This is a genomic window from Betaproteobacteria bacterium (genome assembly GCA_016720925.1).
Lineage (GTDB): Bacteria > Pseudomonadota > Gammaproteobacteria > Burkholderiales > Usitatibacteraceae > UKL13-2.
The window spans coordinates 302,991-315,875 of record JADKJR010000006.1 but is presented as its reverse complement, the minus strand read 5'-3'; the positions used below and the strand labels follow the sequence as shown (position 1 = coordinate 315,875).

General features: G+C 58.0%; 18 protein-coding genes. 1 reads left to right on the top strand and 17 read right to left on the bottom strand.

All coding sequences use genetic code 11. From position 1 onward, the window contains the following. Positions 1 to 121: 121 nt before the first annotated feature. From queC to IPP88_11535, 17 genes are all read right to left on the bottom strand, one after another. Entirely contained in the window at positions 122 to 814 is a 693-nt protein-coding gene (gene queC, locus IPP88_11615; protein MBL0123339.1) for a 7-cyano-7-deazaguanine synthase QueC, read from the bottom strand. 24 nt (positions 815 to 838) lie between these two features. Further along, positions 839 to 1,561 carry a 7-carboxy-7-deazaguanine synthase QueE gene (gene queE / locus IPP88_11610; protein ID MBL0123338.1) on the bottom strand — a complete coding sequence of 241 codons (723 nt, stop codon included), beginning with the start codon at positions 1,559 to 1,561 and terminating at the stop codon, positions 839 to 841. 7 nt (positions 1,562 to 1,568) lie between these two features. Continuing rightward, a complete protein-coding gene (gene ybgF, locus IPP88_11605) occupies positions 1,569 to 2,429 on the bottom strand; it encodes a tol-pal system protein YbgF (protein MBL0123337.1) in 861 nt (286 codons plus the stop codon). An 18-nt stretch (positions 2,430 to 2,447) separates the two neighbouring features. Next, positions 2,448 to 2,975 (bottom strand): peptidoglycan-associated lipoprotein Pal, encoded by a 528-nt coding sequence (gene pal / locus IPP88_11600; GenBank protein ID MBL0123336.1) that lies wholly within the window; start codon positions 2,973 to 2,975, stop codon positions 2,448 to 2,450. A 70-nt stretch (positions 2,976 to 3,045) separates the two neighbouring features. Then, positions 3,046 to 4,362: a Tol-Pal system protein TolB gene (gene tolB, locus IPP88_11595; GenBank protein ID MBL0123335.1), complete on the bottom strand. Its 1,317-nt coding sequence runs from the start codon at positions 4,360 to 4,362 to the stop codon at positions 3,046 to 3,048. Between the two features lie 41 nt (positions 4,363 to 4,403). After that, the gene (locus tag IPP88_11590) at positions 4,404 to 5,207 is read right to left on the bottom strand and encodes a cell envelope integrity protein TolA (GenBank protein MBL0123334.1); all 804 of its coding nucleotides are present in this window, start codon (positions 5,205 to 5,207) and stop codon (positions 4,404 to 4,406) included. Positions 5,208 to 5,210: 3 nt separating this feature from the next. Beyond that, positions 5,211 to 5,621 carry an ExbD/TolR family protein gene (locus tag IPP88_11585; protein MBL0123333.1) on the bottom strand — a complete coding sequence of 137 codons (411 nt, stop codon included), beginning with the start codon at positions 5,619 to 5,621 and terminating at the stop codon, positions 5,211 to 5,213. A gap of 249 nt (positions 5,622 to 5,870) precedes the next feature. Further along, entirely contained in the window at positions 5,871 to 6,551 is a 681-nt protein-coding gene (gene tolQ, locus IPP88_11580; protein MBL0123332.1) for a protein TolQ, read from the bottom strand. Then, the gene (gene ybgC, locus IPP88_11575) at positions 6,548 to 6,991 is read right to left on the bottom strand and encodes a tol-pal system-associated acyl-CoA thioesterase (protein MBL0123331.1); all 444 of its coding nucleotides are present in this window, start codon (positions 6,989 to 6,991) and stop codon (positions 6,548 to 6,550) included. The genes tolQ and ybgC overlap by 4 nt, the downstream gene beginning before the upstream one ends. After that, positions 6,991 to 8,022 (bottom strand): Holliday junction branch migration DNA helicase RuvB, encoded by a 1,032-nt coding sequence (gene ruvB / locus IPP88_11570; protein MBL0123330.1) that lies wholly within the window; start codon positions 8,020 to 8,022, stop codon positions 6,991 to 6,993. Before ruvB ends, ybgC begins: the two co-directional genes overlap by 1 nt. Positions 8,023 to 8,031: 9 nt before the next feature. Beyond that, a complete protein-coding gene (locus IPP88_11565) occupies positions 8,032 to 8,199 on the bottom strand; it encodes a hypothetical protein (GenBank protein MBL0123329.1) in 168 nt (55 codons plus the stop codon). Then, complete coding sequence (locus IPP88_11560) at positions 8,196 to 8,495, bottom strand: DUF4442 domain-containing protein (protein ID MBL0123328.1); 300 nt, start codon at positions 8,493 to 8,495, stop codon at positions 8,196 to 8,198. Before IPP88_11560 ends, IPP88_11565 begins: the two co-directional genes overlap by 4 nt. Then, on the bottom strand, positions 8,495 to 9,079 hold the full coding sequence (gene ruvA, locus IPP88_11555; GenBank protein ID MBL0123327.1) for a Holliday junction branch migration protein RuvA: 585 nt from the start codon (positions 9,077 to 9,079) through the stop codon (positions 8,495 to 8,497). The genes IPP88_11560 and ruvA overlap by 1 nt, the downstream gene beginning before the upstream one ends. Next, the gene (gene ruvC / locus IPP88_11550; GenBank protein MBL0123326.1) at positions 9,076 to 9,594 is read right to left on the bottom strand and encodes a crossover junction endodeoxyribonuclease RuvC; all 519 of its coding nucleotides are present in this window, start codon (positions 9,592 to 9,594) and stop codon (positions 9,076 to 9,078) included. Before ruvC ends, ruvA begins: the two co-directional genes overlap by 4 nt. After that, entirely contained in the window at positions 9,591 to 10,163 is a 573-nt protein-coding gene (locus IPP88_11545) for a GNAT family N-acetyltransferase (GenBank protein MBL0123325.1), read from the bottom strand. Before IPP88_11545 ends, ruvC begins: the two co-directional genes overlap by 4 nt. After that, entirely contained in the window at positions 10,163 to 10,477 is a 315-nt protein-coding gene (locus tag IPP88_11540) for a YbjQ family protein (protein MBL0123324.1), read from the bottom strand. Before IPP88_11540 ends, IPP88_11545 begins: the two co-directional genes overlap by 1 nt. Next, a complete protein-coding gene (locus IPP88_11535; protein MBL0123323.1) occupies positions 10,478 to 11,206 on the bottom strand; it encodes a YebC/PmpR family DNA-binding transcriptional regulator in 729 nt (242 codons plus the stop codon). Positions 11,207 to 11,385: 179 nt separating this feature from the next. Between IPP88_11535 and IPP88_11530 the strand changes: the two genes are divergently transcribed. Further along, complete coding sequence (locus tag IPP88_11530) at positions 11,386 to 12,882, top strand: DUF853 domain-containing protein (protein ID MBL0123322.1); 1,497 nt, start codon at positions 11,386 to 11,388, stop codon at positions 12,880 to 12,882. Positions 12,883 to 12,885: the final 3 nt, after the last annotated feature.

Genomic DNA, 12,885 nt, shown 5'->3' with positions numbered 1-12,885 from the left:
CGTAAAATTGAGCCCCTGCCCGGCGCAACCCTTGTGGTTGTTCTCAGGGGCGACTGTTCCATGATCCTCGCAATTGGCGACAACCAACGCGCAACACGGCCTTAATGTAGTGACATGAGCGTCATGTTGCGTATCGGGTCGGATCAGCGATCCCCGCCGCGCGAAACCCTTCGCGGCGCAATCGGCAGGAATCGCATACTCCACACGCATTTCCGCCCACATCGGCTTGATAGCAGGAAACGGTGATTCCGTAATCCACGCCGAGCCTTGTTCCCTCGCGAACGATGTCCGCCTTGCTCATTTTGATGATGGGCGTGTGAATCGTAAGCAATGCGCCCTCGACGCCGGCCTTGGTCGCCAGGCGCGCCATGGTCTGGAACGCCGCGATGTATTCGGGCCGGCAATCGGGATACCCCGAGTAATCGACGGCGTTCATTCCGGCAAATATGTTCGGGGCGCCGAGCGTTTCGGCCCACGCCAGGGCGAGCGACAGAAATATGGTGTTGCGTGCCGGCACGTAGGTGACGGGGATACCGGCGGTTGCCTCGGTGGGCACCGCGATGTGGCTGTCTGTCAATGCAGAGCCGCCCCAACCAGTCAGGTCAAGTTTGACCACACGATGTTCATGCGCACCGATTGTTGTTGCGACGCGGGCGGCGGCCACTAATTCGGAACGATGCCGCTGGCCATAGTCAAACGACAGTGCGTAACACTCAAAACCCTGCTCGCGCGCTATCGCCAGCACTGTCGCGGAATCGAGCCCGCCGGATAACAGCACGACGGCTTTTTCGACAACTTTGCGGCTGCCGTTCATGGCCCGGTCCTCATGCGTTGGTCCTCATACGCCCCGCTTCTCGCCCCAGAGGATTTTGTGCAACTGCAATTGCATACGCACCGGCAATGCGTCACGCAAAATCCACCCGGCCAATTGTTCCGGTCGCACGTCAGCATATGATGGCGAGAAAAGTACGGTGCAGCGTTCCGCGAGTTTTTCCTCTCGCAGCATTGCCACCGACCACACGTAATCTGCCTCGCTGGTAATGACGAATTTTATTTCGTCGTGAGAAGTGATGCGCGCCAGATTTTCCCGGATATTCTTCCCGCTTTCGCCGGAGCCAGGGGTCTTGATATCCATGATGCGCGACACGCGCGCATCGACTTCGGCAATGTCGATCGCGCCGCTGGTCTCCAGCGAAACTGAAAGCCCCGCATCGCAAAGCCGGCTCAGGAGCAACAGACAATTTCGCTGCGCGAGAGGCTCACCGCCCGTCACGCACACGTAGCGCGTCGGGTGCGTTGCAACCTCGGCCAGCACGTCGTCGATGGTGCGGGTGATGCCATCATGAAAAGCGTAGGCCGTATCGCAGTACCCGCAACGCAGCGGGCAACCAGTCAGGCGAATGAATACCGTCGGCAATCCGACTCGCGTTGATTCGCCCTGCAACGAGAAAAAAATCTCGTTGACGCGAAGCTCGCTAATCCTGTCGCGGCGTGAGACGGTCGCTTTCTTCCCTTCGGCTTTGCGAGGGATCGCAGCGGGAATCCTGGTCACGGTGGTCATGGAACGTTTACCGCTTTAGCTGGGCAAGCCGGGTTCGGGCTTTTACCGCGGCGTCGGACGCCGGGAATCTGGCGATGATATCTTCCAGTGTATTGCGCGCCGATCCATGGTCGCTGCTTTCGATCTGAATGCTTGCGATCGCCAGCAGGGCATCAGGCGCCTTGGGGGAATCCGGAAACATCTTCAGCAACGATTCCTGCGAAGTACGCGCGTTGGTGAAATCTTTAAGATTGGAATAGCAGATTCCGATCCAGTATTGCGCGTTGGATACGAGCGGACTGGCGGGAAAATCCTTCATGAATACCTGGAAGGCGCGGATAGCCGCGTGGAAGTCGCCGCGCTTGAACAAATTCGATCCCACATCGTAGGTCCGATTTTCCTGTTCTCGTACCGCCGGCGTGACCGTGGTTGGGGGAGCGGCTGTCGGGACTGGACCCGCCGCAGGCGACACGAGCGACGGCGGGGACGCAGCCGGCGCGACGAGTGGCGTATCGGCCGGCAAACCTTCGAGCTTGCGCAAACGGGTATCGATGTCCAGATAGAAATCGCGCTGGCGCTTGGTCAAAATATCATTCTGGTTCGCGATTACCTCGCCCTGCCCGCGCAATTTGGCAATCTCGGTATTCAGTTGCTCGATTTGATTGAGCAATTGAATGATGCCCAGATTCTTCAGTGACTCGTCAAGTCTTTGCAGCCGCCCATCGATGTCACGGTCTTTCTTGTCGATCTCGATACGAAGATCCCTGACCTCGCGGCGGGCATCTTCATCGAACACTCCTGCGGTGGCGTTCATGCCTGGCACCAACATCGGCGCCGCAACCAGCGCCACCAACATCAAACATGAACGACCGCGGGGGATTCCTGACATGAGAAGTTCCAGTATTTCCTATTCGCCGTCGTACAGGATTTCAACGCGGCGGTTTTGCGCCCATGCGGCTTCATCATGGCCACTGGACTTTGGCTTGTCTTCACCAAAGCTGATGGTCTCGATACGCTCGCCGCCGACGCCGAGAACCGCCGTCGCCTTGCGAACCGCATCGGCACGCCGCTGGCCCAATGCCATGTTGTATTCACGTGAGCCGCGTTCATCAGCGTGGCCTTCGAGGCGCACTTTGCGATTGCGGTTCTGTCCCAGGTAAGAAGCATGGGCCTGCACCAGCGAGGTGTACTCGGGCTTGACGACGTCCTTGTCGTATTCGAAATAGATCACGCGCTTCGACAGCGGGTTGTTGGGGTCTTTCAGTGGATTGACGGCTTGCTGGCCTTGGGTGGCCTGGGTGCTTGGCGGAGGGGTCGTGGACGCGGTCGTTTTCGGCGGCGTACGGTCTTCGATCTTCGTTTCCTTGACGGGGTCCTTGCTTGCGCAGGCAGCCAACAACAAGGCCAGGCTCAGACCAATGAGTAATCTTTTCATTTCAATTCTCCTAGTGACTCAATATTTGAACATTACCGGCCAATTTTAGTCGCTTTTGCGCCGGACCACATTACCGCGCGCTTGAGGTGCCGAAAGGACCCCAAGCGGGCTCGCGCACATCACCTGCCTGCGATGACAGTTTCTGTTTGACCCGGCCGTCGGCCGAGACCGCACCCAGCTTGCCCCGGCCGCCTGATTTGTCTTCATACAGAATGGTGCGGCCATTGGGAGAAAAACTCGGACTGTCATCGAGCGGGCCGTCGGTAAGCACATTGATTTGGCCGGTCGCCAGTTCCAGCGTCGCGATACGAAGACGGCCGGCCTCGCGACTGACAAAGGCCACCAGCTTGCCATCCGGGCTCATGCGCGGATTGGTGTTGTTGCCGCCTTCAAAGGTCAGGCGTCGCGGCGTGCCGCCCGCTGCCGGCACGATGTAGAGTTGCGCGCCGCCCGAACGCTCAGAGACAAAAATGATGTCCTTGCCATCGCCGCTAAAGGTGGCATTCAGGTCCATGCTGTTGCTATCCAGCACACGAACCGCTTCGCCACCAGCGGCCGAAATGACATAGATCTGCGCGACCGAATCCTTGGACAGGGTAACAACCAGCTTGCTGCCATCCGGCGACCAGCTCGGTGCGTAATTGTCACCGCGAAAGTTCGCCACCGTCTTGCGCTGCCCCGTGGCAAGGTCCTGCACGATCACCGAGGATTTGCGGCTTTCAAACGAAACATAGGCGATCTTGCTGCCATCGGGAGACCACTTGGGTGAGCGAATCGGCTCCAGCGACGAAAGCACTGCCTGCGGATTGAAGCCGTCCGCATCGGCCACCTGCAATTCAAATCGCGGGCCGCGCTTCAGTACGTACGCGATCCTGGTGGAGAAAATACCCTTTTCGCCGATCAGTTTTTCGTAGATTTCGTCGGAAATCTTGTGTGCGGTGGCGCGCAGCTGCGAGGCGGTCGCGACATAGGAAAAAATCGCCAGCTGGTTCTGCTTGGCGACATCGAACAATCGCACCCGGATTTCGAAACGGCCATCCGGCTGCGCGACCATCGTGCCGATTACCAGCGCTTCGGCGCTACGGCTTGTCCAATCGAGAAAATTTATCTCTGACGGTTCGGTCGGCATTTTGATGATGCCGCCCATGTTGACCATCCGGAACAGGCCGGTGCGCGCCAGATTGGCGGAAATGACAGGCGTGATGTTCTGCGGTGCATTCGTCTCATTGGCAAACGGTGCGATAGCGACGGGAACCTGACGCCCGGCATTAGTGGTGACATCGATGGTCAGTTGAGCTTGCGCAGTGGGCATCATTGCCATCGCAAGCAGTGCCGTCAGCGCGGATAAGCCAATGAAGCGGCGCAGTACCTCACCCGTTCGTATCATTTTCATCATGCTGGCGCTCGTTTTCGTATTCATTTTTTGCACTACCGCTCGTGTTCGATATTAAGGTTAAGTTCACGCCGGTTACCAAAAAGTTCCGCATTTTCCGGTAATGGCCATTGGCGGATGCCGTTGATGGCGCGTTCGACTGCTTCATCATACACACGGTTGCCGGACGGTTTGATGACCTGCGCATCAAAGATCACGCCGTTCACCAGTAATCGCAAGCGAACGGTCAGCGCCGGCTTGCCCGAGACCGTATCGGGAATATTTGCGCGGCTGCGAATCAGGGCGGCGATCTTGCCGGCGTAGTCCTGCACGGCTGCATTGCGCGACGCACTTGCCGCCGCTTCGCGTAATGCCTGCTCGGCTTTGGCCTTGTCATCGGCCGCCTTGGCCGCTTTCTTTTGCGCCTCTTCTTCCTTGCGCTTCTTCTCGAGATCGATTTGCTTTTGCTTCTCAAGGCGTTCGCGTTCTACCTTTTCGCGCTCGGCCTTTTCTTTCTTTGCTTTCAACTGAATATCGGCCTTGCTGGGCTGCGGCGGCAGCGGTTTTTCAACCGGCGGTTCAATGATTTTTTTCACTTCCGGTTCGGGTTCCGGTGGCGGGGGTGGCGGCGCGGGAGGTTCGGGTTCCTTGCGCAAAGATGGCAACTGATCCCACAACTCCGCCATCACCGGGTCCGGGTGCCTCACCTGCCACGACACACCAAACACGATAACGGCAAAGAAACCGGCATGAACGATGAGCGCCAGCAAGGCCGCCGGCAATTTGCCAGGTTCGCTACGCGCAACCTGCCTGGATTGCCCGGAAGGACGCGGCATGTTCGGTGGGTAAGTCGCTGCCATGGATCAGCGCGCCAGCGGTTTCGTGAGCAGGCCCACGCGCTTGATCTTGCCTCCCTGCAAGATATCGAGCACGCGCACCACTTCATCGTATTTCAGATTCTTGTCGGCTGAAATGACCACCGCCTGATCGGGACGACTGGCCTGCACCGCACGTACCGCGCGCAGCAGATTGTCGCGCGAGACAGCTTGCTCCCGACCGCCCTGCTGAAGATCCGCGAGACTGATGCTTCCGTCCTTCTTGATTCGGACCTCGAGTGGCGCAACAGTTGGCGCCAATGCCTGGCCGACGCTGGGAAGATCGATCTCGCCAGGCTGGATATGCGCGGTCACCATGAAAATGATGAGCAACACCAGCATCACGTCGATGTAGGGGACGACGTTGATCTCGGCCATCGATTTGCGGGGGCGTCTCATCGGCAGAACCGTCCGGCACCATTTGGGGAAATTTTAATAACTCCCCGTTCGTGCTGAGGTATCGAAGCACATTTAATGCAAGCCACCGATTCATTTACGTCCGGATTGCCCTTCGATACCTCAGGGCGAACGGAAATGAAGTTAATGGAAGCACCAATTGATAAAACACAAGCACTGTAGCGCCTTTCCAGCCATTTATGGCCCGCAATCCGCTCCAGTGCTGGAGTTTGTCTTTTCACTTTCATACCGCTAGTGGGTGGCCTGCCGTTGCAGGATATTGGTGAATTCCTCCATGAAACTCTCGTAGCGATTGGCGATGCGGTCGATCTCGGCTGTATAGCGGTTGTACGCGATCACGGCGGGAATGGCGGCGAACAAACCGATCGCCGTCGCGATCAGTGCTTCGGCGATGCCCGGCGCCACCTGTGCCAGCGTGGCCTGCGCGACGTTCGATAGTCCACGGAACGCATTCATGATGCCCCAGACCGTACCAAGCAAGCCGATGTACGGGCTCACCGAACCGACCGTCGCCAGGAATGAAAGATGTGATTCGAGGTAGTCCAGTTCGCGCTGGAACGTCGCCTTCATGGCGCGCCGTGTGCCATCCATGAGGGCCCCGACATCGGCACCGGTTCTGCTCTTGAGTTTCAGGTATTCCTTGAAGCCCGCCTCAAAGATTTTCTCCATGCCCGCCGGCTCGTAATGGCCCGCATTGGCGCGCTGGTAGAGACCGACCAGATCGGTGCCGCCCCAGAATTCGCGTTCGAATTCGTCGGTCTCTTTCTTGGTCCGGCTGATCGAGAACATCTTGACGAAGATGTACCACCACGACATCAGCGATGCCATCACCAAAATGCCCATGACGATCTTGACCACGATCGAGGCCTGCAAAATCATCTGCAGGAATCCAGTATCACTCGAGAGATTCAAACGGTTGCCTCCATTTTTTTACGCACATCGGCCGGAATTTCGATCGGCTTGAAGCCATCCGCCGACACGCACGCCACCAGCACCCGCGCCCTCACCAGCAGCTCATCACCCCGGCGAATTTCCTGATGAAAGGTACATCGCACCCGGCCCAGATTTTCTATCGATACGCTGATGTTGACCGAATCATCCAGCTTTGCCGGCTTAACAAATTCCACCGCAATTTCGCTGACCACCCAAAGCATCTTGTACTTGCGTTCCAGCTCGCTATTGGTGAATCCCAAGTAACGCAACCATTCGGTACGGGCGCGCTCGAGGAACTTCAAATACTGTGCGTGGTACACCACGCCGCCCGCATCGGTATCTTCAAAATAAATGCGCTGCGGAAAATCAAACGTGAACAGCGGTGTTTGCTGGGCATTCTTAAGGGACAGTTTGGCCATCAGAATAGTTCCGGCGCCATACTGCTCGCCGGCGCGGTCAGGCCAAAGTGACGATAGGCAAGCGCGGTGGCTACCCGCCCACGCGGCGTGCGCTGCAAATAGCCTTGCTGGATCAGGTACGGCTCCAGCACATCTTCAATCGTATCGCGCTCCTCACTGAGCGCCGCCGCCAGATTTTCCACGCCAACCGGCCCGCCCGCGAATTTCTCGATGATCGCGAGCAGCATCTTCCGATCCATCACATCCAGGCCGATCTGGTCGACATCGAGCATTTTCAGCGCGGCGTCAGCGGTGGACTTGTCCACATGGCCATCCCCCTTCACTTCGGCAAAATCGCGCACCCGCCGCAACAGGCGATTGGCGATACGCGGCGTGCCGCGGGAACGCAGCGCAATTTCCTGGGAACCATGATCGTCAACACGCACGTTCAGCAATTTTGCCGAACGGGCAACGATGAGTTTCAGTTCTTCCGGCGAGTAAAACTCCAGCCGCGCCACAATGCCGAACCGGTCCCGCAGCGGATTGGTCAACATGCCGGCACGAGTCGTCGCGCCGACCAGCGTGAACGGCGGCAAATCGAGCTTCACCGAGCGCGCCGCCGGGCCTTCACCGATCATGATGTCGATCTGGTAGTCCTCCAGCGCGGGATAAAGGATTTCTTCCACCACCGGGCTGAGCCGATGGATTTCGTCGATGAACAGGACGTCGTTGGGCTCAAGATTGGTCAGCATCGCCGCCAGGTCACCGGCGCGCTCCAGCACCGGTCCCGAGGTCTGCTTCAGGTTCACGCCCATTTCCCGCGAAATAATGTGCGCCAGCGTGGTCTTGCCCAAGCCGGGCGGCCCAAACAGCAACGTATGATCAAGAGGTTCCTTTCGACCGCGCGCTGCCTGGATGAATATCGACAATTGACCGCGGATTTTTTCCTGGCCGACGTATTCATTCAACAGCTTGGGGCGTAGTGCGCGCTCCAGCGCTTCTTCCTGCGGGGAGGCGGTAATGCCGGAGATGAGACGGTCTTCCTCGATCATTCGGTGATTTTACGCGACCGCCCGGGGTTTTTCCTGCTTCCGGCGGATGTAGAGCGTTTTTTCGACGCGGGCAATAACCTTGCCCGCGGTGTCGACCACATCAATTGAATACATTGGCTCGAACTTCTCGCCGTTCGAGGTTTTCCGCTTCACATCCTCGATCTGCTCTTCGCTCAAGTGAAAATCCGCAACACCGTGGTGCACACCACATACTCGCCGCCGAGCAGATGCATCATCATGATCATGTAAAACGAATCGGTCATGACAAACAGGCCACCGCCAAAGTGCGTGCCCACGAAATTTTTATTGCGTGCGCCCAGCTTCATGCGTACGCGCACATGCCGCCAGTCAACGGAAATCTGCTCAATGTGAATTCGCAGGCCAATGAAAGGCGGCCAGCAATTCATCAGATGGCGGAACGTGCCGGGACCAAGGCGAAAGCGGCTATAGAAGCCCTGCTTGCTCGACGACATCAGGACTTCGACAATAGTTTCAGCGCCTGCCGGATTCCGTCAGACACGGATGCGTCCCGCGGCAGTTGTTTGATCGCAAACAGCGCTTCTTTCTCGTTGTATCCCAACGAGATCAGCGCATTCAGGATATCCGCGGCCGATGAAGGCGCCGGCGCTTCGCCGCCGACCGAGATCCGCACATCCACCTTCAATCGATCTTTCAGTTCCAGCAGCAATCGTTCGGCCGTCTTCTTGCCAATTCCCGGTACCTTGGTCAGACGCCCGCTTTCCTGCATGGCCACCGCTTCAGCCAGGTCGTTGACGCTCATGCCGGAAAGCACCGCCAACCCGACCTTCGGCCCCACACCGCTCACCCTGAGCAACTGCCGAAAGGTGGCGCGCTCGGCCTCGGTGCCGAAGCCGTAGAGCAGCTGGGCATCTTCGCGCACCACCATATGGGTGAACAGCGCGACCGTTTCCTGGAGCTTGGGGAGATTGTAGAAAGTACTCATCGGCACATCGATCTCGTAGCCGACGCCGTTGACGTCGATGACGACTTGCGGAGGATTTTTTTCCAGCAGCACGCCGGATATGCGTCCGATCATTTCACCAATCTCCCGCCCTTGACCCGATACCCGCGCGTACTCATCTCTCCCAGCAGCCCACCGTGCGCATGACAAATCGCACATGCCAGCGCATCCGCCGCATCCGGACTCGGGTACCCCGGCAATTTCAGCAATCGCTTGACCATTTCCTGAACCTGCTCCTTCTTCGCGTGGCCATTTCCGACCACCGCCTGTTTGACCTGAAGCGCAGTGTATTCCGATACCGGCAGATCGCGTGAGACCGCCGCGCAGATGGCGGCGCCGCGCGCCTGGCCCAGCAACAGCGTCGATTGCGGATTGACGTTGACGAATACCTTTTCCACGGCCACCTCGTCGGGGCCAAAGCGGGCAATGACTTCCTGCACCGAATTCAGAATATTCTTTAGGCGATCCGGCAACTCTCCGTCTGGCGACTTGATGCATCCGCTACTCACGTAGGTCAGGGTCGAACCATTTTTTTCGATGACGCCATAGCCGGTTACACGTAATCCGGGATCGAGGCCGAGGATTTTCATTCCGGTATCAGTGCATACATGCAGGAATCGCGCAGTCCGCCGATGGGGTCCCGCATGTTTTGATGCAGGATGCCCTCAAGTACGAATCCGCAGCGTTCAGCGACCTGACGGCTTTTCAGGTTTCTGGGATCGCTGCAAATTTCCAGGCGCTTCGCCCCCAGCTCCCGTTTGGCGAAAACGACCAGCGCATTCACGGCTTCTGTGCAATAACCGTTTCCCGCCCTTGAAGTGCGCACCCAATAGCCAATCTCAAACTTTGGCACGTCCCAACTGATGGTGTGGAATCCACCCTTGCCGATCAATTGCCTGGTCGTTTTGTCCATCCACTGAAAATCGAGCATCTCGCGGCTGTACCACTTGGCCTGCGCGTTCGCGTGAAATTCGATGGAGCCTTCCAGCGTCGGCGCCGGATGCACCCACGGCATCCACGGCTTGAGTTCGTTAACTGATTCGAGTACGGCTTCATACGCTTCCGGCCCGTCGCCTGATTTCGCGGCGCGCAGGATCATGCGTTCGGTCTCGATTGTCTCGGGAATCTCTAGCAGCAGCGCGCGCTGCATTGGGCCCATCAACGGTCCTCGATCACCACCGCCGTGCCCGACACCGATACCATCACCATGCCACGTCCGCTGCCGTGGATGATGTAGTCGATGCGCGCGCCGACAATCGCGTTGGCGCCGGATTGCTCGGCTCCCTGCATGGCGCCGCGCAAGGCATTGTCGCGAACCCCGGGAATCACCTTGTGATAGGCGTCGGCAAATCCGGCGACCGGCTTGTCGGACACCAGTTGCACTTCGGCACTGGCCTCGCCTGTCACCATGCCCAGATATTTGGTGATGCGCTTGCCTTCAACATAGTCGGTGGTGGTGATCAGGACTGACATTCAGGCTTCATCCATGACAGCGGACGTATATACATCCTGTACATCGTCCAGGGACTCGATCGCATCGAGCAGTTTCTGCATCTTCACCGCATCGTCACCAACCAGCGCGGTTTCGTTGGTGGACTTCATCGTGACTTCACCGAATTCCGCCTTGAATCCGGCCTTTTCCAGCGCCGCTTTCACATTCGAAAATTCATAGGGCCCGGTGATTACCTCGAGCGAGCCATCGTCGTTGGTCACAACATCTTCCGCGCCAACTTCGAGCGCGGCTTCCATCAGCTTGTCTTCATTCGTGCCGGGCGCATACAGCAGCGTGCCGCAATGCTTGAACAGGAACGCGACCGACCCGTCAGTGCCCATGTTGCCGCCGTATTTCGAGAAAGCGTGCCGAACTTCAGCCACGGTGCGTACACGGTTATCGGTCATGCAATCGACCATCACCGCCGCCCCGCCGATGCCGTAGCCCTCGTATCGAATTTCTTCGTAATTCACGCCTTCCAGTTCACCGCTGCCGCGCTTGATCGCGCGCTCGACCGTATCCTTGGGCATGTTGTTTTCGTACGCCTTGTCAGTCGCCAGCCGCAGGCGCGGATTGCAGCTTGCGTCACTGCCGCCCAGTCTCGATGCGACGGTGATTTCCTTAATGAGGCGCGTGAATATTTTGCCGCGCTTGGCGTCCTGGCGACCTTTGCGGTGCTGGATGTTCGCCCATTTGCTATGTCCCGCCATTTTGCTTTCTTCTTTCTAGCCAGTACGAGTCTTCGCTTGCCTGTGCGGCATGGTGAAATGCGACGCTCGGGACTCTTTGCGTTGATTGACCATCGGGACGCTACGGTGCCCCAACAATTTTCAAAATGTAATGTTAACATTCACTCACCCAATCGCCGAAGCCTAATCACCTCTTTGCCATGGCCGACCCGCTCCTAATCGCCAAGACCAGCGACACATTACTTACCGAGCTTTGCCTGTTGCCATACATGGCCAACCGGCATGGACTGGTTGCCGGCGCGACCGGCACCGGTAAAACCATCACCCTGCAAGTGCTGGCTGAACGCTTCTCGTCCATTGGGGTGCCGGTATTCATGGCGGACGTCAAGGGCGATCTCACGGGCATTTCGCAGCCGGGCAAGCCCAATACAAAAATCGATGAGCGCGTGAAGTTGCTTCACCTTGATCACACGCCCGCCGCGTGCCCGGTCACACTGTGGGATGTCTTCGGCGAACAGGGACACCCGATCCGCGCAACGATTTCCGAAATGGGTCCGCTACTCCTGTCGCGCATCTTCAACCTTAACGATACCCAGTCCGGTGTGCTCACGCTGGCGTTCAAGATCGCCGACGACAATGGCATGCTTTTACTGGACCTCAAGGATCTGCGTTCACTGCTCTCCTGGGTCGGCGAAAACGCCAGTCAGTTCACGACCGGCTACGGCAACATTTCGCCTGCGAGCATTGGGGCCATCCAGCGCGGCTTGTTGACACTGGAGCAGCAAGGCGGTGACCGGTTTTTCGGCGAACCGGCATTGGCGCTGGACGACCTCATGCAAACCGACGACGGCAAAGGCGTCATCAACATCCTCGCTGCCGATAAATTGCTTTCCAGTCCACGTGTGTACGCAACCTTTCTGCTCTGGCTCCTCTCCGAGCTTTACGAAAACCTGCCGGAAGTAGGCGACCGCGACAAACCCAAGCTGGTGTTCTTTTTCGATGAAGCGCATCTGCTGTTCAACGAGTCGCCAAAGGAATTGCTGGAGAAAATCGAGCAAGTGGTGCGCCTGGTGCGCTCGAAAGGCGTGGGCGTCTATTTCGTGACACAGAACCCGCTCGACATCCCCGACACCGTACTGGGTCAACTGGGCAATCGCGTGCAACATGCGCTGCGTGCCTATACGCCGCGCGACCAGAAAGCGGTGCTGGCGGCGGCCGAGACGTTCCGCGCCAATCCCAAAATCAAGGTCGAGCAGGTCATCACTGAACTCGGGGTCGGCGAGGCGCTGGTTTCATTCCTCGATGAAAAAGGTCGTCCCACCGTTGTCGAGCGCGCCTTTGTATGCCCGCCAAAATCGCAAATTGGCCCGATTACGCCTGAGCAACGCAAAGTGCTGATGCAGAATTCGTTGGTCGCGGGCCAGTACGAAAAGGCTGTTGATCGCGAGTCCGCGTTTGAGAAATTGAAGGCTCGACGCGGGGATCCATCCACCCCAACAGCCGACACCGGAAGCGGTGGTGGACTTGGCGGCATGCTGGACAAGATTGGCTTTCCTTCGGGCACTTCGGGCGGCACATCGAAGCGCGAAGGCGTGGTGGAAGCCGCAATGAAAAGTGCCGCGCGGGCAATGGCGTCCGAAGCGGGACGCAGAATCATTCGCGGTGTACTGGGCTCAATTCTGGGCGGTCGCAAGTAGAAA